At 61.5% G+C, this 24,365-nt stretch carries 23 protein-coding genes; 13 read left to right on the top strand and 10 right to left on the bottom strand.

What is annotated here, in order from left to right; all coding sequences use genetic code 11:
* The 4 genes from LOY45_RS22135 to yaaA form a co-directional block, all read right to left on the bottom strand.
* Entirely contained in the window at positions 1–1,167 is a 1,167-nt protein-coding gene (locus LOY45_RS22135; RefSeq protein ID WP_258578354.1) for an alginate biosynthesis protein Alg44, read from the bottom strand.
* Positions 1,168–1,204: 37 nt separating this feature from the next.
* On the bottom strand, positions 1,205–2,695 hold the full coding sequence (gene alg8 / locus LOY45_RS22130) for a mannuronan synthase (protein ID WP_026001177.1): 1,491 nt from the start codon (positions 2,693–2,695) through the stop codon (positions 1,205–1,207).
* Positions 2,696–2,758: 63 nt separating this feature from the next.
* On the bottom strand, positions 2,759–4,075 hold the full coding sequence (locus tag LOY45_RS22125) for a nucleotide sugar dehydrogenase (protein ID WP_010220716.1): 1,317 nt from the start codon (positions 4,073–4,075) through the stop codon (positions 2,759–2,761).
* Between the two features lie 791 nt (positions 4,076–4,866).
* Positions 4,867–5,646, bottom strand: a complete 780-nt coding sequence (gene yaaA / locus LOY45_RS22120) for a peroxide stress protein YaaA (protein ID WP_134061412.1) — start codon at positions 5,644–5,646, stop codon at positions 4,867–4,869.
* A 134-nt stretch (positions 5,647–5,780) separates the two neighbouring features.
* On the opposite strand from yaaA, the gene LOY45_RS22115 reads away from it, so the two are divergent.
* From LOY45_RS22115 to LOY45_RS22090, 6 genes are all read left to right on the top strand, one after another.
* Positions 5,781–6,908, top strand: coding sequence for a polysaccharide deacetylase family protein (locus LOY45_RS22115; RefSeq protein ID WP_258578353.1), 1,128 nt, complete (start codon positions 5,781–5,783; stop codon positions 6,906–6,908).
* Between the two features lie 340 nt (positions 6,909–7,248).
* On the top strand, positions 7,249–8,643 hold the full coding sequence (locus tag LOY45_RS22110) for a PhoH family protein (protein ID WP_038998824.1): 1,395 nt from the start codon (positions 7,249–7,251) through the stop codon (positions 8,641–8,643).
* 95 nt (positions 8,644–8,738) lie between these two features.
* Positions 8,739–9,215, top strand: a complete 477-nt coding sequence (gene moaC, locus LOY45_RS22105; RefSeq protein WP_010220726.1) for a cyclic pyranopterin monophosphate synthase MoaC — start codon at positions 8,739–8,741, stop codon at positions 9,213–9,215.
* A complete protein-coding gene (moaD, locus tag LOY45_RS22100) occupies positions 9,212–9,457 on the top strand; it encodes a molybdopterin converting factor subunit 1 (protein WP_038998825.1) in 246 nt (81 codons plus the stop codon). The genes moaC and moaD overlap by 4 nt, the downstream gene beginning before the upstream one ends.
* A gap of 2 nt (positions 9,458–9,459) precedes the next feature.
* Entirely contained in the window at positions 9,460–9,906 is a 447-nt protein-coding gene (gene moaE, locus LOY45_RS22095) for a molybdopterin synthase catalytic subunit MoaE (RefSeq protein ID WP_115085397.1), read from the top strand.
* A 247-nt stretch (positions 9,907–10,153) separates the two neighbouring features.
* Positions 10,154–10,930, top strand: a complete 777-nt coding sequence (locus LOY45_RS22090) for an ABC transporter substrate-binding protein (RefSeq protein ID WP_115085398.1) — start codon at positions 10,154–10,156, stop codon at positions 10,928–10,930.
* 29 nt (positions 10,931–10,959) lie between these two features.
* Here the strand turns inward: LOY45_RS22090 and LOY45_RS22085 are convergent, their stop codons facing one another.
* The 5 genes from LOY45_RS22085 to LOY45_RS22065 form a co-directional block, all read right to left on the bottom strand.
* Entirely contained in the window at positions 10,960–11,586 is a 627-nt protein-coding gene (locus LOY45_RS22085; protein ID WP_038998828.1) for a helix-turn-helix transcriptional regulator, read from the bottom strand.
* Between the two features lie 74 nt (positions 11,587–11,660).
* Positions 11,661–12,791: an NAD(P)/FAD-dependent oxidoreductase gene (locus LOY45_RS22080; protein WP_258578352.1), complete on the bottom strand. Its 1,131-nt coding sequence runs from the start codon at positions 12,789–12,791 to the stop codon at positions 11,661–11,663.
* Between the two features lie 10 nt (positions 12,792–12,801).
* Positions 12,802–13,752 carry an ornithine cyclodeaminase family protein gene (locus LOY45_RS22075; RefSeq protein ID WP_115085400.1) on the bottom strand — a complete coding sequence of 317 codons (951 nt, stop codon included), beginning with the start codon at positions 13,750–13,752 and terminating at the stop codon, positions 12,802–12,804.
* A gap of 145 nt (positions 13,753–13,897) precedes the next feature.
* The gene (gene rhlB, locus LOY45_RS22070; RefSeq protein WP_420832707.1) at positions 13,898–15,337 is read right to left on the bottom strand and encodes an ATP-dependent RNA helicase RhlB; all 1,440 of its coding nucleotides are present in this window, start codon (positions 15,335–15,337) and stop codon (positions 13,898–13,900) included.
* A gap of 102 nt (positions 15,338–15,439) precedes the next feature.
* Positions 15,440–16,096, bottom strand: coding sequence for an alpha/beta hydrolase (locus LOY45_RS22065; protein WP_134061416.1), 657 nt, complete (start codon positions 16,094–16,096; stop codon positions 15,440–15,442).
* A 335-nt stretch (positions 16,097–16,431) separates the two neighbouring features.
* On the opposite strand from LOY45_RS22065, the gene LOY45_RS22060 reads away from it, so the two are divergent.
* From LOY45_RS22060 to LOY45_RS22045, 4 genes are all read left to right on the top strand, one after another.
* A complete protein-coding gene (locus tag LOY45_RS22060) occupies positions 16,432–17,460 on the top strand; it encodes an amino acid ABC transporter substrate-binding protein (protein WP_038998832.1) in 1,029 nt (342 codons plus the stop codon).
* Between the two features lie 67 nt (positions 17,461–17,527).
* Positions 17,528–18,706 (top strand): amino acid ABC transporter permease, encoded by a 1,179-nt coding sequence (locus LOY45_RS22055; RefSeq protein ID WP_115085404.1) that lies wholly within the window; start codon positions 17,528–17,530, stop codon positions 18,704–18,706.
* A gap of 10 nt (positions 18,707–18,716) precedes the next feature.
* Entirely contained in the window at positions 18,717–19,814 is a 1,098-nt protein-coding gene (locus LOY45_RS22050) for an amino acid ABC transporter permease (protein ID WP_115085405.1), read from the top strand.
* Between the two features lie 10 nt (positions 19,815–19,824).
* Complete coding sequence (locus tag LOY45_RS22045; protein WP_010220739.1) at positions 19,825–20,589, top strand: amino acid ABC transporter ATP-binding protein; 765 nt, start codon at positions 19,825–19,827, stop codon at positions 20,587–20,589.
* A gap of 116 nt (positions 20,590–20,705) precedes the next feature.
* Here the strand turns inward: LOY45_RS22045 and algW are convergent, their stop codons facing one another.
* On the bottom strand, positions 20,706–21,863 hold the full coding sequence (gene algW / locus LOY45_RS22040; protein ID WP_100782540.1) for a Do family serine endopeptidase AlgW: 1,158 nt from the start codon (positions 21,861–21,863) through the stop codon (positions 20,706–20,708).
* A 229-nt stretch (positions 21,864–22,092) separates the two neighbouring features.
* Between algW and LOY45_RS22035 the strand changes: the two genes are divergently transcribed.
* The 3 genes from LOY45_RS22035 (at position 22,093) to LOY45_RS22025 (ending at position 24,348) form a co-directional block, all read left to right on the top strand.
* On the top strand, positions 22,093–22,851 hold the full coding sequence (locus LOY45_RS22035; protein WP_115085407.1) for a Nif3-like dinuclear metal center hexameric protein: 759 nt from the start codon (positions 22,093–22,095) through the stop codon (positions 22,849–22,851).
* Positions 22,852–22,987: 136 nt separating this feature from the next.
* Positions 22,988–23,905, top strand: coding sequence for a sulfate adenylyltransferase subunit CysD (cysD, locus tag LOY45_RS22030; RefSeq protein WP_038998836.1), 918 nt, complete (start codon positions 22,988–22,990; stop codon positions 23,903–23,905).
* 101 nt (positions 23,906–24,006) lie between these two features.
* Positions 24,007–24,348, top strand: coding sequence for a four helix bundle protein (locus LOY45_RS22025; RefSeq protein ID WP_010220745.1), 342 nt, complete (start codon positions 24,007–24,009; stop codon positions 24,346–24,348).
* Positions 24,349–24,365: the final 17 nt, after the last annotated feature.

Below are 24,365 nucleotides of genomic sequence, written 5' to 3'. Positions count from 1 at the left end.
TTAGAGCCCACGGGCCATGGCTTTATCGATCAGCCAGTCCAGCGACGGGCCACGGTTGCTGTCCACCGCTACCGGGCGGCCGGCCAGTTTGCTGGGCAGCGACTCATCCGGCTTGATCTGCACGCGGATGTCCGACGACAGGTCTTCGCTGTTCAGGCTGGTGCTGTTGACGATCTGCCCGGTGCGGGTCTGGTCTTCGCCGGCGACGGTGAAGTGCACGCGCGAGCCCGGTTGGACGTCATCGAACTGGCGATAGCTGAAGCGTGCTTCAACGGTGGGGATGGTGGTGCGCGGGACCAGCTGGAAGATCACCTGGCCCTTGCTGGCGTACTGGCCGTTATCCACCAGCTGGCGGGCGACCACGCAATCGCAGGGGCTGGTCAGGGTGCCGCTCATCTGTTTGCCGAACAGCTCCTCGACCTTGGCCGGCTCCAGCTGCTGGTCATCCAGGTGGCCCTTGAGCATGTCCAGCATGCTGGTGCTGAACGAGGCCAATGGCGCGCCCTTGACCACCTGGCCGCCGTTTTCCACCAGGCCCTGCACGGTGCCGTCGCGCGGCATGGTGACGTTGCTGGTCGGCACGCTGACCACCCCGGCCTGGGCATGGCTGACGAAGTACAGGCCATACACCGACTTGGCGATGAAACCGAACGCCGCCACGCCGACCACGAACACGCCGAGGCTGAAGGTCACTGCCCGCAGGCGGCCAAAAGCGCTCATGCCGCCGTTGGCGTCTTTTTGTTTGCGCGCCTTGGTGAAGTTGTCGCGCTGCAGGGTGCTGAGTACATCGCCCATGGTGATCAGCTCACCCGACAGGTGCGAGGTGATGATGTGGCGCAGAGTGGCGATGTCGCGTGGTTCAAGGTTCTGGAACTGCACGCCGGTGCGGCCGCTGGAGGGGTCGAAAGAGCGCACCTGGAACTCGATGTCCATGGCCAGGCCGAGTTTGTCGACGGTGAACTGCAGGCGCCCGCGCAGCACTTCGCCGACTTTCAACGGGTGCTTGGCATGGAAGCTCAGGCCGCCGGCCGAGAGGTCATCGACCTTCACTTCCAGGGTTTCGCGGTTCTGACCCAGGTAGCGCAGCTTGGCCGGGATGCGCACCCGGGCGTGCTGGCGCTGTGCTTCGGACTCATGCACGACATTGACGTTCACGGCGGTATTCATGGCGATTTGTTCCTGTTTAATCCAATCGGGTTCCGGCTCACACGACCATGAACAGCACAGCAATGAAGATGCTGGCCGCCGAGAAGGTCATGGTCCGGGAGGACCAGGTGTTGAACCATTGTTGAAAGCTGGCGAGGTCGCGTTTGAGGGCAGTGGGCTGGCGGGTCCAGGACTGCTTGTCGAGGCGGAAGAACACGTAGATCTTCATGATCGCGCCGACGATCTGGTTGTAATAAAGAATCAGCGGGTAGGCCGGGCCGATGTTGTGGCCCGAGCACAGCAGCATGATCGTCAGGATCAACCGGGTGATGCCGATCCACAGCAGGTACACCAGCAGGAACGCCGGGCCGAACTTGAGGCTGGCGATCACCGCGACGGTCAGGCCCAGCAGGCTGGTCCACATCGACACGCGCTGGTCGAACAGCACCACGCTGGTGAACAGGCCCAGGCGGCGGATACCCAGGCCCAGGGCCCGGGAGTTCTGCCGCAGGTTGTTGCCGTACCAGCGGTACATCAGTTTGCGGCTGGCCTTGATGAAGCTCTTTTCCGGCGGGTGCTCGACCGTGTTGATCGCCGCGTCCGGCACGTAGAAGGTGTCGTAGCCCAGGCGCATGAGGCTGAACCAGCTCGACTTGTCGTCGCCGGTGAGGAACTTGAAGCGGCCCAGGCGCCAGTGCTGCAGCGAGTCGTTCTCGACGTCGGCGATGAACTCGGGGTTGGTCACCACCGCGGCGCGGAACACCGACATGCGCCCGGTCATGGTCAGCACGCGCTTGGACAGGGCCATCGAGCACATGTTGATGTGGCGCTGGGCGAAGCGCAGCTTGTGCCACTCGCTCATGATGTAGCCGCCACGCACTTCACAGAATTCATTGGTGGTCAGGCCGCCGACATTGCCGAACAGCTTGAACCAGGGCACGGTCTTGCGTACCACGCCTTCGCCGAGCACGGTGTCACCGTCGATCACCGCGACCACGGCATTTTCATCCGGCAGGTGGCGGGAGATGGCACGAAAGCCATAGGCCAGGCCGTCGCGCTTGCCGGTACCGGCAATGCGCACGAAGTCGAGGGTCACGCGCTCCGGCGGGTTGTATTTTTCCCACAGGCTTTTCACCAGCAGTTCGTCGGACATTTCCACCAGCGAACAGACCACAGTGGTCGGGTAGCCGCAGTCGATTGCCTCGCGGATCACCGAGCTGTAGACCTGGGCGGTAGTCAGGGCATCGATGCGAAAACTGGTGACCATCAGGTACACGTGGGACGGGTCGGCCGCGCTACCGAGCTTGCGCACCTTGCGCCGCAGGTAGGGGTAGACCACGTAGAGGAACAGCATGCCGCGCACAAAGTGCGTGGCACCCATGGAATAGCGCCAGATGCCGACGGCGCCGACCAGGAAAATGAAGTCCTTCGAGTCGGGGTCGAAAATGGAGTTGGGCAAGGCCAGGGCGATCAACATGAGCAAGCTCACGTAGAACAGCCAACCGGCGACCTGTAGCAGGCCGTGCTTGAGCCTTTGCATGTTCTGCATCCGTATCGAATGGAAAGGGCGTTGATGCTGGGCGGGGCCGGAAGGCCCCGCCCAGCCTGCGGGTTACCAGCAGATACCTTCGGTACGGCTGGCCGGGCAGGATGGTTTGTTCATGAAACCGACCAGGTCGATGACCTGTTTGCCTTCCGGAGCCTGTTGGGCCAGGGCACGGAATTTCTCGTCGCGGTTGCCCAGGACGATCACGTCGGCGTGCTTGATCACCTGGTCGAAGTCGGCATTGAGCAGCGACGACACGTGGGGGATCTTCGACTCGATGTAGTCCTTGTTGGCGCCGTTGACCCGCGCATACTCGACGTTGCTGTCGTAGATGTTCAGGTCGTAGCCCTTGCCGATCAGGCGTTCGGCCAGTTCCACCAGCGGGCTTTCACGCAGGTCGTCGGTGCCGGCCTTGAAGCTCAGGCCGAGCAGGGCGATCTTGCGCTTGTCGTGGCTCTCGATGATGTCGAAGGCGTTCTGCACCTGCGATTCGTTGCTGGTCATCAGCGAGTTGAGCAGCGGTGCTTTGACGTCCAGGCTGCCGGCGCGGTAGGTCAGGGCGCGCACGTCCTTGGGCAGGCACGAGCCGCCGAAGGCAAAGCCCGGGCGCATGTAGTACTGCGACAGGTTCAGGGCCTTGTCCTGGCAGACCACGTCCATCACCTCGCGGCCATCGACGCCGACTGCCTTGGCGATGTTGCCGATCTCGTTGGCGAAGGTGACCTTGGTGGCGTGCCAGACGTTGCAGGTGTACTTGATCATCTCGGCCACTTCGATGTCCTTGCGGATGATCGGTGCGTCGAGTTCTTCGTACAGCGATTGCAGAAGGTCGCCACTGGTCTTGTCCAGCTCGCCGATGACGGTCATGGGCGGTTGGTCGTAGTCCTTGATCGCGGTGCTTTCGCGCAGGAATTCCGGGTTGACCGCCACGCCGAAGTCGACGCCGGCCTTTTTCCCCGAGCAGTCTTCGAGGATCGGGATGACCACGTTCTTCACCGTGCCCGGCAGCACGGTGCTGCGCACCACGATGGTGTGGCGGCTGGATTTTTCCCGCAGTACGAAACCGATTTCGCGGCACACCGACTCGATGTATTCCAGGCCCAGGTCGCCGTTCTTCTTGCTCGGCGTGCCGACACAGATCATCGACAGGTCGCTGTCGCGGATGGCGGCGGCAAAATCGGTGGTGCCACGCAGGCGGCCGTTGTCGATACCCTGTTGCAGCAGGGCCTCGAGGCCCGGTTCGACAATTGGCGATTTGCCTTGGTTGATCAGGTCGATCTTGGTGGTGGATACATCGACGCCAATCACTTCATGGCCACGTGCCGACAGGCAGCCAGCACAGACTGCACCCACATAACCCAAACCAAAGATGCTGATACGCATCGCATTCACCTCATGTGTTTATCACGCCGGCTCAATTAGAAGAGCCAGACCGGGTTGATTAACCAGCAGTTATCGGGCACACGGCGGCGTGGCAAAAAGATGTCACTTCACCGTGTGCAGGCATATAAGTATCAAGTGCAAAAGTGTCTGCACTTAAAGTTGGCAGCCAAAGGCCAATAATTATGGACGTGCCCTGTTATGCAGCCGTCTTTATTGCAGATCGGTTACCCGGAACTGCAGTGCTTGTTCTTTCAAGTGAATAAAATCCTTTGAAATCAACCACAAGGACGATTTGTAGGGGCGCGTTTCTCCTGGGTTCAACTGTAGGTCGGGCGACCGACACTCAAGTCAAAGTTGTCTGGATGCACAATGGCTGTGCGCTCCAGTCAATGATGTAGGTCATCTCTCACATAACGCTCGAGAATCGTTACGGGTGGTATGAGCGACGGCTGAAGGGATAAGTTCCGGGGTGAGTTCAGCGGTGGTGAAAGATTTTTTAATATTTTAGCTGATGGCCATACTTTCACTTTGATAGCACTTGGCAGTTTCGTCCCTGTTTATAAAGGACGAACTCGAGGGGGGATGTTTTTGTGCCAGTACCGGAAATTATTTTTCGAAATTCGTCAAAAAATTACGAACGGTCTTATGGCGTTTTGCGATAAAGCTAGAAGGGTGGTTTTTTGACGTCAGGATTGCGTCGATTATTCGGGCGTCATCGCTGGCAAGCCAGTTCCCACAAAAAACCTGTGTCCACTGGACCTGTGGGAGCGGGCTTGCCCCGCGATTGGTATTTACTCGTCCGCGTGATCGCGCAGGAACACCAGGTTATCCGCCTTCGACAGCTCGGCACTGTAGTAGTAGCCCTGCACATCGAACTGCTTGAGCTGCTCGGGGTCGTTGATGCGCTCCTGGATCACGAAGCGGCTCATCATGCCGCGGGCCTTTTTGGCGTAGAAGCTGATGATCTTGTACTGGCCGTTCTTGAAGTCGCGGAACTCTGTGTTGATCACCCGCGCCTTGAGGGCGCTGCGCTTGACCGCGCTGAAGTACTCGTTGCTGGCCAGGTTCAGCAGCAGGTCGTCGCCTTGCTCGGCCAGGGCCTGGTTCAGCCACTCGCTGATGCGCGTGCCCCAGAAGGCATACAGGTCCTTGCCACGGGCGTTGGCCAGCTTGGTGCCCATTTCCAGGCGGTAGGGCTGCATCAGGTCCAGCGGGCGCAGCAGGCCGTACAGGCCGGAGAGCATGCGCAAGTGGTCCTGGGCATAGCTGAAGTCGTCTTCGCTGAGGGTCTGGGCATCCAGGCCGGTGTACACGTCACCCTTGAACGCCAGCAGCGCCTGCTTGGCGTTGTCCGGGGTGAAGGCCGGGGTCCAGCTGCCGAAACGCGCGGCGTTGAGCCCCGAAAGCTTGTCGGAGAGGTGCATCAGCTCGCTGATCTGTGCCGGCGACAATTCACGCAGCTGTACGATCAGCTCCTGGGAATCGTCCAGGTACTGCGGCTGGGTGTAGCGCTGGGTCACCGGCGGGGTGTCGTAGTCGAGGGTCTTGGCGGGGGAAATCACCGTCAGCATCAGGTCGGCTCCTTTATTCGTGGCGCCGATTCTACGGGGCGGGGGCGGCGATCTCCAGCTATCAAGGCAATAGCCACAGACCATCCCGACACTTGGCGTTATAGTGCGCGGCGAGGAAAACGGAGAGCCCGATCGTGCGCATTGCCCTTCTCTTACTGGCTGGCCTGTTCAGCCTCACGGCCCAGGCCGCACCAGCCCCGGTCGCCACCTTCGACCGCAGCCACTGGCCGGAACAGCTCGACAGCCCGGCGCTGTTCGATGTCGCCTCGCGTGCCGAGATCCTCGGTTTTGCCCGGGTGCTGGGCGAAAGTGAAATGCTCGACCAGGGCGCCCTGGCGGCGCGGCTGAACCTGCGTCAGGTCAACCTGCTGTCGATCAACAGCGTGCGCCAGCGCCTGTGGCAGCGCTTGTGGCGTAACTACGACCTGGCCCAGAAGAGCTGCGAGCAGGATGCCTCGTTCTGTTATGCCATCGACGACCTGGCTGATTTTCGCAGGCAGACCGCGTCCTTCGAAGTCGCCGCCGATTCGTTCTACGCCGGTTGGGCCGAGCCGGGCCGGGCTTTTCATGAGCACTACCTGAATGAGCTGCTACGCAAGGCCGCGCTGTTCCCCCAGACTGCCAGCGAGATCGAACGCTTTTCCGACCTTGAACGTAATGGTGACGAACTCAATGACCGGCTGTTCCTGCTGACCTTCGACGGCGGCCCGTCGCTGGCGGGCGGCAGCACCGACGGCCTGACCGAGTTCCTGCGCCGGCAAAGGCTTGGCGCTACCTTTTTCGTGCTTGGCAACAGCCTGCAGAACCGCCGCGACAAGGCGTCGCTGGCTGAGCTTCGCGCACTCTACAAAGGCCAGTGCGTCGGCCTGCAAGGCTGGCAGTACCGCTCCCATGGGCAGTGGCAGGGCTGGCAGGATTCGGTGCTGCGCAGCCAGGCGCGGGTGCAGGGCGACTTGCCAGAGCAGTATGTGCCCTTGTTCAGACCGCCTTACGGCCAGCGCCGCGCCGACAGCCAGGCGTTCTTCGCCAGTCAGCATCTGCAGGTGGTGTTGTGGGATATCGACGCCCAGGATCAAGGGCCATTGAGCAGTGAGCAGTCGGCCCAGCGGGTACTGACTTTGATGCTGCTGTGGCGCAAGGGACTGATCCAGTTTCACGATGCCCAACCCAAGGCGCAGGAGGTGGTTGCCTGGTTGCTCAAGCAAACGGCGCAAAGTGGAATTGGTTGGGAAGATTGCAGGAATTTCGGCGAAAAGTCGTGAAATTGACCGGGATTCTGGACGGCAGGGAATAAAGCGCCGCACGCATTTCACATGACTGGATTTATGACTGTAGCGGTGCTTTGCCCCTGCGCCAAGGGCTAATTGGCCGATCGAAAAATAAACTTCAAAAATACGTAAAAATGCTTTTTTCGGTCATGGGTTTTGCGGTATTACGAAGACAGACCGCCGAACCCTGCAGCACAGGTGGCGTCCTACGGCCCATTCTTTGTTCGCAGCTCCCTACCCGTAACGACGCGGGCCTGGGGAGAACCGGCGGCCACTTCGCGGCGCAGCACCGCACAGGTATTGCGTCGTCTGGCTTCCACAAAGGTGACCGAGTATGGATGATCAAGGACGCACCAATTCCTCCAACCAGCCAATCCTTTATGTGCTCGATACCAATGTACTGATTCACGATCCAAACGCCTTGCTCAACTTCGAGGAGCACCACGTCGCCATCCCGATGACGGTGCTGGAGGAGCTCGACAAACTCAAGACTGGCAAACAGACGATTGCCGCCGAATGTCGCCAGGCGATCCGTCTGATCGACCAGACCCTGGGTGATGCCTCGCCGACCGATGTCGAGCAGGGCGTGCCGATCCAGCGTGGCAAGAGCGGCCCCAAAGGCTTCCTGTCGATTCTCATGAGCCCGCGCAACGAGCCCAACCGCCTGCTGCCGGAAAACCTCAACGACAACATCATCATCAACCAGTTGCTGGAGCTGCGCAGCCGGCGCCAGGAACTGGACGTGGTGCTGGTGACCAAAGACATCAACATGCGCCTCAAGGCCCGCGCCTGCGGGATCGCGGCCGAGGACTACAGCACCGACCAACTGGTCGACGACGTTTCCTTGCTGTCCAAGGGGTATCACAGCGTCACCGGGTCATTCTGGGACCGCGTCAGCAAGGTCGAGACCCGTCAGGATCATGGCCGCACCTGGCACCGGGTACAGATGATCGACAACCTGCCGGCCGTGCACATCAACGAGTTCATCATCGACGAACAGGGCTTCGTTGGCTGGATCAAAGGCATCAAGGATGGCGAGCTGGTGCTGCTCGACCTGCACCAGGAGCCGCTGCTGCACCAGGAAGCCTGGGGCCTCAAGCCTCGCGACATTCACCAGAGCCTGGCGCTGTTCGCCTTGCTCGACCCGGATATCCACCTGGTCAACCTGACCGGCGCTGCCGGCTCCGGCAAGACCATCCTGGCCCTGGCTGCCGCCATCGAGCAGACCATGGTCAGCAAGCGCTACCGGCGCATCATCGCCACCCGCAGCGTGCAGGGGCTGGACCAGGAGATCGGTTTCCTGCCGGGCACTGAAGCAGAAAAAATGGAGCCCTGGCTCGGGGCAATCACCGACAACCTCGAAGCCCTGCACATGGATGATGAAAACACCCATGGCAGTGTCGAGTACATCCTTGAGCGGGTGCCGCTGCAGTTCAAGTCGCTGAACTACATTCGCGGTCGCAGCTTCCAGCAAAGCCTGATCCTGATCGACGAATGCCAGAACCTAACCCCGCACCAGATGAAAACCATCATCACCCGTGCCGGTACCGGTTCCAAGGTGATCTGCCTGGGTAACCTGGCGCAGATCGACACCCCTTACCTGTCCGCCACCAGCTCGGGCCTGACCTACCTGACCGAGCGCTTCAAGGACTTCCCCAACGGCGTACACATCACCCTGCAGGGCGTGCCGCGCTCGATCCTGGCCGAATACGCCGAATCGCATCTGTAACCCCAGGCACCGGGCGGTCATACCGCCCGGTTTTTTTCGCTTCGAAGACCTGACCCCAGGGTTTACACTCTTTGCTCCTGAACAGGAGGAAAGCTGTGCTGACTCATCTCGATTCCCAAGGTCGCGCCAATATGGTCGACGTCACCGATAAAGCCGTGACTTCGCGTGAGGCCGTGGCCGAAGCGCGGGTGCGCATGCTCCCGCAAACCCTGCAGATGATCGTCGAAGGCGAGCACCCCAAGGGCGACGTGTTTGCCGTGGCGCGCATTGCCGGCATCCAGGCGGCAAAGAAAACCAGCGACCTGATCCCGTTGTGCCACCCGTTGCTGCTGACCAGCGTCAAGGTCGAGCTCAGCGCTGAAGGCAACGACACCGTTTACATCGTCGCCCGCTGCAAGCTGGCCGGGCAGACCGGCGTGGAAATGGAAGCCCTGACCGCTGCCAGCGTCGCGGCCCTGACCATCTACGACATGTGCAAGGCGGTCGACCGCGGCATGATCATCGACGGCGTGCGCGTGCTGGAGAAACTGGGCGGCAAGAGCGGCCATTACCAGGCGGATGAAGTGAAATGAGCATTAAGGTGATGTATTTCGCCCGTTATCGGGAAGCTCTGGGTGTTGATGCCGAGAAGCTCGAGGGTTCGTTCGCTACCCTGGATGACGTACGCAAGGCACTGGTCGCAAAGGGCGGCAAGCATGATGTGCTGAGCGAACAGAACCTGATGTGCGCGCGTAACGAAGAGCTGTGCAAGCTGGATGAGCCGCTCGAAGACGGTGACGAAGTGGCGTTCTTCCCGCCCGTGACCGGAGGCTGAGCATGAGCGTTCGAGTCCAGAGCGAACCCTTTGATCCGGGTGTCGAAGTCAATGCCATGCACGCGGCGAATGTCGGCGTTGGTGCGGTGGTCGGCTTTGTTGGCTATGTGCGCGACTTCAATGATGGCCAGGAAGTGGCGGGGATGTTCCTCGAACACTACCCGGGCATGACCGAAAAGGCCCTGGCCAAGATCGTGGTTGAAGCCGAGGCGCGCTGGCCACTGCTCAAGGTCGAGGTGCTGCACCGCATCGGCGGCCTTGAACCGGGTGAGCCGATCGTTTTTGTCGGTGTTGCCAGTGCCCATCGCCAGGCCGCGTTCGACGCCTGCAACTTCATCATGGACTACCTCAAGACCCGCGCGCCGTTCTGGAAGAAGGAACAGACCGGGGACGGCCCGCGCTGGGTCGAAGGCAAGCAGAGTGATGAAGAGGCTGCCGGGCGCTGGTAACCCTGTGGGAGCTGGCTTGCCCGCGATCGAGCGCGTAGCGGTCGCAAAGCAGGCAACACCTGATGTGCTGATTGCACTGGCCTCATCGCTGGCAAGCCAGCTCCCACAATGCTTTTGCTTGTTGAGTTTTCATACCAAAAAGTCCAGTATGGAATTATAAGTACAAAATAATTCCAGGCCGACCCTTGCCTGCCCCTATTCCTCTGTCTTGCAACACACCTCCAACAACGAGCGAGAGAGACCCGTCATGAACAAGTTCACCCTGATCAGCGGTCTGGCCTTGAGCCTGGTGGCCAGCAGCAGTCTGTTCGCCGCTGGGGATACCCTGCGCCTCGGCATCGAAGCCGCCTACCCACCCTTTGCCTCGAAGAATGACAAGGGCCAGATCGTCGGTTTCGACTACGACATCGGCAATGCCCTGTGCGCCCAGATGCAGGTCAAGTGTGAGTGGAAAGAGGTCGAGTTCGACGGTCTGATCCCTTCGCTGAAAGTGAAGAAAATCGATGCCGCCCTGTCGTCGATGACCATCAGCGAAGAACGCAAGAAATCCGTGGACTTCACCCACAAGTACTATTTCACTTCATCGCGGCTGGTGATGAAGAAAGGTGCGGTGGTCGATGACCAGTACGCGAGCCTCAAGGGCAAGACGGTTGGCGTGCAGCGCGCGACCACCACTGATCGCTACGCCACCGAAGTGTTCGAACCCAAGGGCATCAAGGTCCAGCGTTACGGCAACAACGAAGAAATCTACATGGACCTGGCATCCGGACGGGTCGATGCGATTTTTGCCGACACCATCCCGCTGGAAGACTTCCTGTCGATGCCACGCGGCGCGGACTATGCCTTTACCGGCCCTGAGCTGAAAGATCCGAAATACGTCGGTGAAGGTGCCGGGATTGCCGTGCGCAAAGGCAACGGCGAGCTGGTCAGCAGGCTCAACAAGGCCATCGACGATATTCGCGCCAGCGGCGAATACCAGAAGATCCAGGCCAGGTACTTCAAATCCGATATCTACGGCGACTGATCGCCGCCTCACTCAAGGCCTGAAGGTAGTCAGGCCTTGAGTTCCTTCAGGTGCTTGTACACCGTCGCCCGTCCCATCCCCAGCACATTGGCCACATAGTTGGCCGCACTCTTGCCCTTGAACGCGCCTTCGGCATGCAGGGCCAGCACCAACTCGCGCTTGTGGTCGCGGCTGAGCAGGTTGAGGCTCAGTTGCCGCTGGCGCAGCCAGCTGTTGAGGAAGGTGTTGATGCGCTCCTGCCAGTCATCGCGGAACAGTGCATCGGGCTGCGGGATCAGCTTGCTCGGCGAAAGGAACAGGTCGAGCGCCGCCTTGGCGTTCTCGAACAGGGAAATGTTCAGGTTGATGCACAGCACCGCCAGCGGCTTGCCGGCCGGGTCGCGCAGCACGGTGCTCAGCGAGCGGATCTTCTGGCCGTCCCAGTTGAGCTTTTCGTACGGGCCGATATTGGTTTCGTCGGTACCTTCCTCGAACATGTCCTCCAGGGCCGCATCGTCGCCTACCTCGCGCTTGGACAGGTTGTTGGCGATGTAGTCGATCTTCTGGCTGCGCAAATCGTGCAGCACCACTTCGGCGTGGGGGAAGAACAGGGTGGCGATGGCGTCGGCGATGGCCCGGTAGTTGTGCAGGGCTGGATCGGGGCGGGGTGTGGGCATTCGGGCAGGCTCCAGGCGGTGTCAGCGCCCTTGGCAAAAGGGCGCTGGGAGTGTGCCGCAATCGCGGCCGGGCGTCACCCTTGCAGGCGGTGCGGCGACAGCATTGCGGCGTTCAAGCCAAAGCCCTTGAGTGCTTCGGGCAAGTCCTCGCCACGCACCAGGGCCGCGCTGGCCTGGCCCATGGCCGGCGAGGTCTGGATACCATAGCCACCTTGCGCGGCGACCCAGAACAGGCCGGGAACCTGCGGATCGAATCCGGCGACCAGGTCGCCGTCGGCAACGAAGCTGCGCAACCCGGCCCAGGTGCGGGTCGGGCGACGAATGCTCAGGGTGGTGGCTTCTTCGATCTGGTAGATGCCCATGGCGATGTCCAGCTCTTCGGCCTGCACGTCATGAGGCTCGACCGGGTCGGCATTGGCCGGTGAACCGAGCAGCATGCCGGCGTCGGGCTTCATGTAGAACGACTCATCGAGGCTCACCAGCATTGGCCAGGCATGGCTGTCGATGCCTTCGGGGCCGGCGAAGATGAACGCCGCGCGACGCTTTGGCTGCAAGCCCAGCGGCTGGGCACCGGCCAGTTCCCCAAGCTTGTCGGCCCAGGCACCGGCGGCATTGATCAGCACAGGGGCGCTGAAGGTGCCACGGCTGGTCTGCACCTGCCAGAGGCCGTCGGCATCGCGGCTCAGTTGCTGCACTTCGCAGTCGCTGTGCACTTCACCTTGCTGACGGCGAATACCACGCAGGTAGCCCTGGTGCAGGGCGTCGGTGTCGATGTCACTGGCGCTCGGGTCGTACAGGGCGCCATGAACCTTGTCGCGGCGCAACACTGGCAGGCGCGCGCAGGCCTGCTCGGCGCTGAGCAGCTCGACTTCAGGCACGCAGGCCTTGGCGTTCTGGTACTGGCGCTGCAGCTCTTCAGGGTCGCCGTTGAGGTCGACGGTCATTTCCCCGCGAGGGCTGAGCAACGGGTGCTCGGCGAAGCCCGCAGGCGGATGGTCGAAAAACTCACGGCTGGCCAGGGTCAGCGCGCGGACCTGCGGTGTGCCATAGGCTGCGGTGTACAGCGCGGCCGAGCGGCCGGTGGAGTGGTAACCCGGCTGCGACTCGCGCTCAAGCAGCAGCACACGCCCGTGGCCGGCCAGCCAGTAACCTGTGGAGGCACCGGCAATACCGGCGCCGATGATGATGAAATCAGCGTGTTGCATGGAGGTTTCCTCAGTCGGCGCGTTGCAGGCGGTACAGGGCGTTGGCCAGGGCGATGTCTTCCAGGCCCAGGCCGATGGAGCGGAAGAAGGCATGGCGCTGGTAGTCCGGTTTTTTCGCGGTACCACTGATCAATTGCGCCAGGTCGCCGACGATCGCTTCGGCTTGCCAGCCATGTTGCTCGGCGGCGATGCGCATCTCACCGGCGCTGCCTGGGGTGGTTACCCGGTAGTCGCAGTAGACGTCCATCTCGTTCAGGGTCGCTGGCGGCACTTCATGAGCGCGCACGGCGTTGGTGCTGATCGAGGTGATCAGCGCAGGCTTGCTCAGCTGGCGCGGGTCGAGCACCGGGCTGGCCGAGGAGGTGCACAGCAGGATCACGTCGGCATCCATCACTGCCTGCTCCAGGCTCTCACTCAGCACCAGGCGTGGATCGAGATCGGTCAGGGCCTGGCGCTGCTCGGCCGTCTGTTCGCCCAGGCTTGGCGAATACAGGCGGATGTCCTGCCACTCGCGCAGGCCGCGGGCGTAATGCAGGTGCGCGCGGGCGATCGGGCCGCTGCCGATCAGGGTCAGGCGCCGGGCGTCAGTTGCGGCCAGGGCATCGACGGCCACGGCGGTGGTGGCGGCGGTGCGGGCGCTGGTCAATTCGCCGGCATCGCAGAGCATCAGCGGTTGGCCGCTGTCCATGGACATCAGCAGGGTCCAGGCGGTGACCAGCGGACCCTGTTCGCGGACGATGTAGGGCGAGGTCTTGACGCCGTACACGCGCTCTTCGGCCAGTACGCCGCCGTAGTTGATGAAGTCGCCCTTGCCGGCCGGGAACTCCACCAGTTGCTGGGGCGGTTGCACTGCCTGCCCGGCCGCCAGGTCACGGAACAGGTTGCGCAGGATCTGCGGGACATCCACCTGGGCGAGCAGTTGGCGAGCGTGCTGTTGATCGATGACGAGAGGCGCAGACATGCGAAGCTCCAAATGAACTATTTTGTCTATTATGGACTTTTAGTTTATTTGGGCAATATAGGGCGGTGTAAAAAGCATCGCGGGGCACGCCCGCTCCTACCGGATGGGGTAGGAGCGGGCGTGCCCCGCGATAGGCTCAACGCAATCAGTGATGCTTGCGCGGTACCGGCTTGAGCAGCTCGGTCGGCGGCATCTCGCAGCTGATCTTGCGTCCCAGCAGCTCCTCGATGGCCGGCAGCTGGTAGGAGTCATCTTCACCGGCAAAGCTGATCGACACGCCGCTGGTGCCGGCACGACCGGTACGGCCGATGCGGTGCACGTAGTCGTCCGGGTCTTCCGGCAGGGTGAAGTTGATCACATGGCTGATACCGTCGATGTGGATCCCGCGGCCAGCCACGTCGGTGGCCACCAGCACGGTGATGCGCCCTTCGCGGAAGCTCTCGAGGGTCTTGATGCGCTTGTGCTGCGGTACGTCGCCCGACAGCTGGGCGGCGTTGACACCGTCGCGCACCAGGCGTTCTTCGATGCGCCGTACTTCGTCCTTGCGGTTGGCAAAGACCATCACCCGTTCCCACTTGTTCTCGGTCACCAGGTTGTACAGCAGCTTGTACTTGTCGCTGCCGGCCACGGCATAGACGTGCTGCTCGACGGTTTCGCTGGCAACGTTCTCCGGCTCGATCTCGACGATGGCAGGGTCGGTGGTCCACTGCTTGGCCAGGTTCATCACGTCTTCGGTGAAGGTTGCCGAGAACAGCAGGGTCTGGCGTTCGCTCTTGGGTGGGGTCTGGCGGATGATCTGCCGCACCTGGGGGATGAAGCCCATGTCGAGCATGCGGTCAGCCTCGTCCAGTACCAGCACCTCGACCATGTCCAGGTGTGCTTCGCCGCGCTGGTTGAAGTCCAGCAAGCGGCCCGGGGTGGCCACCAGGATGTCGCAGTGGCGGGCTTCGAGGGCCTTGAGCTGCTTGTCGAAGTCCATGCCGCCGACGAAGGTCATGACGTTGAGGCCGGTGTATTTGGTCAGCGCCGCGGCGTCCTTGGCGATCTGTACCACCAGCTCGCGGGTCGGGGCGATGATCAGTGCCCGTGGTTCGCCCATGTAGCGCTCTTTCGGCGGCGGGGTCTGCTGCAGCTGGGTGATGATCGAGATCAGGAAGGCCGCGGTCTTGCCGGTACCGGTCTGGGCCCGGCCGATGGCGTCTTTGCCGCGCAGGGTGTAGCCCAGGACCTGGGCCTGGATCGGCGTGCAGTAAGGGAAGCCGAGGTCGTGGATCGCATGCATCAGCTCGGGCGAGAGCTTGAAGTCATGGAAACGGGTCTTGCCTTCCTGCGGCTCGACGGCGAAGTCTTCCAGCTTCCAGGTGGAGGCTGCGGGTTTTGGCTTGCGCTCACGGCGCGGCTTGGCCTCGGCCGGTTTCTTGGCGCGGGCCGGGGCCGGTGCAGGGGCTGCGGCCTCGGTCTTGAGCGGAGCCGACGGGGCAGGGGCCTGGAGTGCTGCGGGCGGCTGCATCACGGGGGCAGCGGTTTCGGTGGCGAGTTGCTCAACCTCGCTCTTGCCGAACATCTTCTTGAGTGCTTTGAGCACGGTCATCTCATCAATTGGTTAAGGAATGTACGCCGGGCAGTGTAATGCAAGAATCGGGCGCGGCGTAGTGGATTGCACTGACAACTACAGGGAACTCTGCATTTAGCGCAGGCGTTTGATCAGCCACTCGCCGATATCGCTGATTTCCTCAGGTAGCACCGCGTGTTCCATCGGGTATTCCTTCCACTCGGCGTTGACGCCCCAATGCTGGAGGTGCTCGAAGGCGGTTCGGCCCATCGCCGGCAGCACCACGGGATCATAAACACCGTGCAGGCACAGGGCCGGGGTCCGTTGCTGACAGGCGCTCAGTTCGCGTTCCTGGGCGAAGGTCGGGGCATAGGTCGAAAGCGCCAGTACACCGCCCAGGGCTTCTTGCCACTTTATATAGGCCGTGTGCAGTACCACCGCGCCGCCCTGGGAGAAGCCGGCGAGGATGATGCGCGACAGGGCCACGCCTTTTGCCTGTTCGGCCTTGATCAGTTCTATCACCTGCTCGGCCGATTCCTGCAGCTGCTCTTCATCAATGGCCCGCGCCGGGCTCATGGCCTTGATGTCATACCAGCTGGGCATTGCATAGCCGCCGTTGATGGTCACTGGCCGGGTGGGCGCCTGGGGCATGACGAAGCGGGTGGTCAGCAGCACTTCCTGCAGGGCTTCGGCCACCGGCATGAAGTCGTAACGGTCGGCCCCCAGGCCGTGCAACCAGATCACACAGGCATCAGTGGTTTTTTGTGGTTCGAGAATCAGCGGGTGGGTCATGACTGCTCCGAAAGTGTGCGCGCGCTCTTGTTTGCGTGCATGAAATGAAGGCGCGTCGGGTAAATCCGGGAAAAACCTGTCGCAACGTTGCAAGTTTTCCTCTTGACGTTAACTGAAACGCTTTAGCCCTTCAGTGTGGTACGCGCTTTGCTATGAAACTCCTGATGCGAGGTTACACGTTTTGGACGGTAACACCCGTTAGCGGTCCCCAAGGCTGTCACAGAACAGCGCATTGCGCCAATTGACCCAAAAACAAGCCAACACGGGTCGGATGCGCCTCATAAGGGTGCGGTGCAATCCCGGCTCACACAACAAGAGCAAAACCGGAGGTTTGAATGAAGATGTTGAAATCCACACTGGCAGTGGTTACCGCTGCTACCGCGTTGGGTATCAGTGGTTTCGCACAGGCAGGTGCGACCCTGGACGCAGTACAGAAGAAGGGATTCGTTCAATGTGGCGTCAGTGATGGCCTGCCGGGCTTCTCGGTTCCGGATGCCAAGGGCAACATCGTCGGTATCGACGCTGACGTCTGCCGCGCGGTGGCTGCTGCAGTGTTCGGCGACGCCAAGAAGGTCAAGTTCAGCCAGCTCAACGCCAAGGAGCGCTTCACTGCGCTGCAGTCCGGTGAAGTCGACGTGCTGTCGCGCAACACCACCTGGACCAGCTCCCGCGACGCCGGCATGGGCCTGGTGTTCGCCGGTGTTACCTACTACGACGGCATCGGTTTCCTGGTCAACAAGAAGCTGGGTGTTTCCAGCGCCAAGGAACTGGACGGGGCAACCATCTGCATCCAGGCCGGTACCACCACCGAGCTCAACGTCTCCGACTACTTCCGCGCCAATGGCCTGAAGTACACCCCGATCACCTTCGACACTTCCGACGAGAGCGCCAAGTCGCTGGAATCCGGCCGTTGCGACGTGCTGACCTCCGACAAGTCGCAGCTCTACGCACAGCGCTCCAAGCTGGCCGCCCCGGCTGACTACGTGGTACTGCCAGAGACCATCTCCAAGGAGCCGCTGGGCCCGGTAGTGCGCAAAGGCGATGAAGAGTGGTTCAGCATCGTCAAGTGGACCCTGTTCGCCATGCTCAACGCCGAAGAGATGGGCATCAGCTCGAAAAACGTCGAAGCCGAAGCCAAGGCCACCAAGAACCCTGACGTGGCCCGTATGCTCGGCGCCGATGGCGAGTACGGCAAAGACCTGAAACTGCCGAAGGACTGGGTAGTACAGATCGTCAAGCAGGTCGGCAACTACGGTGAAGTCTTCGAGAAAAACCTGGGCAAGGAAACCCCACTGCAAATCGACCGCGGTCTGAACGCCCTGTGGAACAACGGCGGCATCCAGTACGCGCCACCGGTGCGCTGACGCTTGCAGCCTGCGGCGGCATTCGGCCGCCGCAGGCTGTTCGGTTCCCTTCCTTTCGGGGCATTACATGCAAAATAATATCGGCGCACCCAAGGGACTATCCCTGAGCGATCCACGTGTGCGTGCGTGGCTGTTCCAGATCCTCACCGTGGTCGCGGTGGTCGGTCTGGGCTGGTACCTGTTTCACAATACCCAGACCAACCTGCAACACCGCGGGATCACTTCGGGCTTCGACTTCCTTGAACGCAGTGCCGGCTTTGGCATCGCCCAGCACCTGATTCCCTATACCGAACAGGACAGTTATGCGCGGGTCTTCGTCATCGGCCTGCTCAACACCCTGCTGGTAACCTTCATCGGCATCATCCTCGCGACCCTGCTGGGCTTCATCATCGGTGTGGCGCGACTGTCACCGAACTGGATGATCAGCAAGCTGGCCACGGTGTATGTCGAGACTTTCCGTAACATTCCACCGCTGCTGCAGATCCTGTTCTGGTACTTCGCGGTGTTCCTGACCCTGCCGGGACCGCGGGGTAGCATCAATCTCAACGACACCTTCTTTATCAGCAACCGGGGCCTGAACATGCCCGGTGCTTCCATGGCCGAAGGATTCTGGCCATTCGTCGTCGCCGTGGGGCTGGCCATCATTGCCATTGTGGTGATGGTGCGCCTGGCCAACCGGCGCTTTGAGGCCACCGGCGAGCCGTTCCACAAATTCTGGGTCGGCCTGTTCCTGTTCTTCGGTATTCCGGCGCTGTGCGTGCTGCTGTTCGGCGCGCCGGTGCACTGGGAAATGCCGCAGCTCAAGGGCTTCAACTTCGTCGGCGGCTGGGTGCTGATCCCGGAACTGCTGGCCCTGACCCTGGCGCTGACCATCTACACCGCAGCCTTTATCGCCGAGATCGTGCGTTCGGGCATCCGTTCGGTGAGCTACGGCCAGACCGAAGCGGCCCGTTCCCTGGGCCTGCGCGAAGGGCCGACGCTGCGCAAGGTGATCATTCCCCAGGCCCTGCGGGTGATCATCCCGCCGCTGACCAGCCAGTACCTGAACCTGGCGAAGAACTCGTCGCTGGCGGCCGGTATCGGCTACCCGGAAATGGTCTCGCTGTTCGCCGGTACCGTGCTCAACCAGACCGGTCAGGCCATCGAGGTGATCGCCATCACCATGAGCGTCTATCTGGCCATCAGCATCAGCATTTCCCTGCTGATGAACTGGTACAACAAGCGCATTGCGCTGATCGAGCGGTGAGGACAAGCGCATGAGTACCCATGTTTTCAAACCTGATATGCCGCCACCGGTCAAAGCCGTCGGCGTGATGGCCTGGATGCGCGCCAACCTGTTCTCCAGCTGGCTCAACACCCTGCTGACGCTGTTGGCCGTGTACCTGGTGTGGCTGATCGTACCGCCGCTGCTGCAGTGGTCGATCTTCGACGCCAACTGGGTCGGCACTACCCGCGCCGACTGCACCAAGGAGGGCGCCTGCTGGGTGTTCATCCAGCAGCGCTTCGGTCAGTTCATGTACGGCTACTACCCGAGCGAGCTGCGCTGGCGTGTCGATCTGACTGTCTGGCTAGCGGTCATCGGCGCTGCGCCGTTGTTCATCTCGCGCTTCCCGCGCAAGGCGGTTTACGGCCTGGGCTTCCTGGTGCTGTACCCGATCGTCGCCTACACCCTGCTGCACGGCGGCTACCTGGGCCTGGCCACGGTACCGACCAACCAGTGGGGCGGGTTGATGCTGACCCTGGTGATCGCCACCGTGGGCATCGTCGGTGCCTTGCCGCTGGGGATCTTGCTGGCGCTGGGGCGGCGTTCGAACATGCCGGCGGTGAAGGTGGTTTGCGTGACCTTCATCGAGTTCTGGCGCGGCGTGCCGCTGATTACCGTGCTGTTCATGTCCTCGGTGATGCTGCCGTTGTTCCTGCCCGAAGGCATGAGCTTCGACAAGCTGCTGCGGGCCATGATCGGGGTGATCCTGTTCCAGTCGGCGTACATCGCCGAGGTGGTGCGCGGCGGCTTGCAGGCCATTCCCAAGGGCCAGTACGAAGCTGCTGCGGCCATGGGCCTGGGCTACTGGCGTTCGATGGGCCTGGTGATTCTGCCGCAAGCCCTGAAGCTGGTGATCCCCGGCATCGTCAACACCTTCATTGCCCTGTTCAAGGACACGAGCCTGGTGATCATCATCGGCCTCTTCGACCTGCTCAACAGCGTCAAGCAGGCCGCTGCCGACCCGACCTGGCTGGGCATGGCGACCGAGGGCTATGTATTCGCCGCCCTGGTTTTCTGGATTTTCTGTTTCGGTATGTCCCGCTACTCCATGCATCTGGAGCACAAGCTGGACACAGGCCACAAGCGTTAGGAGTGTTCCCATGAGTGAAGCGATCAAACAGCCTGTGAGCCCTGAAGGCATTATTCAGATGCAGGGCGTGAACAAGTGGTACGGCCAGTTCCACGTGCTCAAGGACATCAACCTGAATGTCCGTCAGGGCGAGCGTATCGTGCTGTGCGGGCCGTCGGGCTCGGGCAAGTCGACCACCATCCGTTGCCTCAACCGCCTGGAAGAGCACCAGCAGGGGCGCATCGTCGTCGATGGCGTGGAGCTGACCAACGACCTCAAGCAGATCGAAGCGATCCGCCGCGAAGTCGGCATGGTGTTCCAGCATTTCAACCTGTTCCCGCACCTGACCATCCTGCAGAACTGCACCCTGGCGCCGATGTGGGTGCGCAAGATGCCCAAGCGCAAGGCCGAGGAAATCGCCATGCACTATCTTGAGCGGGTGCGTATTCCGGAGCAGGCCAACAAGTTTCCGGGGCAGCTTTCCGGTGGTCAGCAGCAACGGGTCGCGATTGCCCGGGCGCTGTGCATGAAGCCGAAGATCATGCTGTTCGACGAACCGACTTCGGCGCTGGACCCGGAGATGGTCAAGGAAGTGCTCGATACCATGGTTGGCCTGGCGGAAGACGGCATGACCATGCTCTGCGTGACCCACGAGATGGGCTTTGCCCGCACCGTGGCGAACCGGGTGATCTTCATGGACAAGGGTGAGATTGTCGAGCAGGCAGCACCGGACGACTTCTTCGACCGGCCGCAGAATGAGCGGACCAAGTTGTTCTTGAGCCAGATTCTGCACTGACCCATTGGGGCTGCTTTGCAGCCCATCGCCGGCAAGGCCGGCTCCCACAGGTTCGGCGGTGGGAGCCGGCCTTGCCGGCGATGGGTTGTGAAACAGCCCCGCTTCTTGGTAGAAGGTCAGTTTTCTTCTTTGGCAGCAAGTGCCGGCGGTGGACGCAAGCCAATCTCGGCGGTCAGCTTGAGCTCCTTGCCGTTGCGCATGACCTGGATCGCCACCTTGTCGTTAGGCTTGATCCGCGCCACCTGGTTCATCGAGCGACGGCCATCGCCAGCCGGCTCGCCGTTGATGCTCAGGATCACGTCACCCAGCTCCAGGCCGGCCTTCTGCGCCGGGCCATCACGGAAAATCCCCGCCACGACGATCCCCGGGCGCCCCTGCATGCCGAACGACTCTGCCAGTTCCTGGCTCAGCGGCTGCACCTCGATACCCAGCCAGCCACGGATCACCTGGCCGTGCTCGATGATCGACTTCATTACCTCCAGCGCCAGTTTGGTCGGGATGGCAAAGCCGATGCCTTGCGAACCGCCGGACTTGGAGAAGATTGCCGTGTTGATGCCGGTAAGGTTGCCGTTGGCATCGACCAGCGCGCCACCGGAGTTGCCCGGGTTGATCGCGGCGTCGGTCTGGATGAAGTCTTCGTAGTTGTTCAGGCCCAGCTGGTTGCGCCCGGTGGCGCTGATGATGCCCATGGTCACGGTCTGGCCGACACCGAAGGGGTTGCCGATGGCCAGGGCGACGTCGCCGATATGGATGTTGTCGGAGCGGCCGATGGTGATCGACGGCAGGTTCTTCAGGTCGATCTTCAGTACCGCGAGGTCGGTTTCCGGGTCGCTGCCGATCACCCGAGCCAGGGTTTCGCGGCCGTCCTTGAGCGCCACCACGATCTGGTCGGCACCGGAGGTCACGTGGTTGTTGGTCAGCAGGTAGCCTTCCGGGCTCATGATCACTGCCGAACCCAGGCTCGATTCCCAACGGCGCTGCTTGGGCAGGTTGTCACCGAAGAAGCGGCGGAACTGCGGGTCTTCGAACAGTGGGTGGGCGGTCTTGTTGACCACTTTGGTGGTGTACAGGTTGGCCACCGCCGGGGCGGCGATGCTCACGGCGTCGGCGTAGGACACCGGCCCCTGCATGATCCGCGTGGTCTGCGGCGCCTGTTGCAGGTTGACGTCCTGGCTGGGCAGGCCGACCCATTGCGGAAAGCGCTGGATGACCAACAGGGCGATCAGCACGCCGACCAGCAGCGGCCAGCCAAAGTAACGCAAAGCCTTGAACATTGAAGGAATCCTGGGAGTTGGCAGAGGGCCGATGACAGCTGGGAGCGTGAACGCGCGCGATCATACTGTGCCCGGGCTCGGGCAGGAACTGCTAAATCGTCACGAAAGCCAACAATGCCGGCCCCCAGGCAACTGCCGTCGGTTTCCCCAAACCCGGCGACGGCCCATAATGGCGGTCATTATACGGGGCCTTGGGCCGCGCTGAACTGCGAAATTGAGGAGTCTTTCCATGGCTGTTGCCCTGAGTACCCTGGTCGAGGAAGCCGAACGCTACCTCGGCAGCGCGAAAATCCAGGACTACTGCCCCAACGGCCTGCAGGTCGAGGGCCGTCCGCAGGTGACCCGCATCGTCAGCGGCGTCACTGCCAGCCAGGCATTGCTCGACGCCGCGGTCGAGGCCGATGCCGACCTGGTGCTGGTGCACCACGGCTACTTCTGGAAGGGCGAGAACCCGTGCATCACCGGCATGAAGCAGCGCCGGCTGAAAACCCTGCTGAAGAACGACCTGAGCCTGCTGTCCTACCACCTGCCGCTGGACCTGCACCCGGAAGTGGGCAACAACGTGCAGCTGGCGCGGCAGCTCGACATCACCGTCGAAGGCCCGCTGGACCCCGAGAACCCGCGGGTCGTCGGCCTGGTCGGGTCGCTGGCCGAACCGATGTCGGCACGGGATTTTGCCCGCAAGGTGCAGGACGTGATGGGCCGCGAGCCGCTGCTGATCGAAGGCGAGCAGATCATCCGCCGGGTCGGCTGGTGCACCGGCGGCGGCCAGGGCTACATCGACCAGGCGATTGCCGCCGGAGTCGACCTGTACCTGAGTGGCGAAGCCTCCGAGCAGACCTTCCACAGCGCCCGCGAGAACGGCATCAGTTTCATCGCCGCCGGCCACCATGCCACCGAGCGTTACGGCGTGCAGGCGCTGGGCGATTACCTGGCCCGGCGCTTTGCCCTGGAGCACCTGTTCATCGACTGCCCGAACCCGATCTGAAGCTAAAACGGCAGGGCATATTCTTATACTGTTTCGTTCTAGTTGGCCGCCTAAATAGAATCGGGTGCTGTGATAAAGTGGCTCGCTCGAACACGGCCCGCTGGCCGTCCATAAGATCGTATTTCCGTGAGTAACCATGGTCGACAAACTGACGCATTTGAAACAGTTGGAGGCGGAAAGCATCCACATCATTCGTGAGGTGGCCGCCGAGTTCGATAACCCGGTGATGCTGTACTCGATTGGCAAGGACTCGGCCGTGATGCTGCACCTGGCGCGCAAGGCCTTCTTCCCGGGCAAGCTGCCATTTCCGGTGATGCACGTCGACACCCAGTGGAAATTCCAGGAGATGTACAGCTTCCGCGACAAGATGGTCGAGGAAATGGGCCTGGAGCTGATCACTCACGTCAACCCGGACGGCGTCGCCCAGGGCATCAACCCGTTCACCCACGGCAGTGCCAAGCACACCGACATCATGAAGACCGAGGGCCTCAAGCAGGCGCTCGACAAGTACGGCTTCGATGCTGCCTTCGGTGGCGCGCGCCGCGATGAAGAGAAGTCGCGGGCCAAGGAGCGCGTCTATTCGTTCCGTGACAGCAAGCACCGCTGGGACCCGAAGAACCAGCGCCCCGAGCTGTGGAACGTGTACAACGGCAAGGTCAACAAGGGCGAATCGATTCGCGTGTTCCCGCTGTCGAACTGGACCGAGCTGGACATCTGGCAGTACATCTACCTCGAAGGCATCCCGATCGTGCCGCTGTACTTCGCAGCCGAACGCGAAGTGATCGAGAAGAACGGTACCCTGATCATGATCGACGATGCGCGCATCCTCGAGCACCTCTCGGAGGAAGAAAAGGCCCGTATCGTCAAGAAGAAGGTGCGTTTCCGTACCCTTGGCTGCTACCCGTTGACGGGCGCGGTGGAGTCGGAGGCCGAAAGCCTCACCGACATCATTCAGGAAATGCTCCTGACGCGCACTTCCGAGCGCCAGGGCCGGGTCATCGACCACGATGGCGCCGGCTCAATGGAAGACAAGAAACGGCAAGGGTACTTCTAAGCTTCAAGTTACAAGCGGCAAGCTGCAAGTTAGAAGCAAGATGCGTAGCTTCTGGATTTTGTCGGCTGCCGCCCCATTGTGGGCGCGTGAGAGTGCTCACAATGGACTTTGAGAAGCTTGCTGTTTGGCAGAGAAGCAAAGATTTGACGGTAGCGATTTACAGGCAGCAGAGGGTGTGCCGGGATCTTGGATTCAAGGATCAGATCACGCGGGCGGCACTTTCCATCCCGTCGAATATCGCTGAAGGCATGGAACGGAGAACGGCAAAAGAAAAGGTTCGTTATCTGTGTATTGCCAAGGCTTCCTGCGGTGAGTTGCGTACGCAGATCATCATCGGGGGAGAGGTAGGCTATCTGCCAAAGCCTTTGTCGAATGAGTGGATTACAGAGACTCGTGAGCTTTCAAGAATGCTGAGCGGGTTGATCAACAAAATTTCTGACTAGTTGTATGCCGACAAGCT

The organism is Pseudomonas wadenswilerensis (assembly GCF_024749185.1).
Lineage (GTDB): Bacteria > Pseudomonadota > Gammaproteobacteria > Pseudomonadales > Pseudomonadaceae > Aquipseudomonas > Aquipseudomonas wadenswilerensis.
Note: the sequence above shows the minus strand (reverse complement) of the source record. Positions and strands in the feature narration are given on the sequence as shown.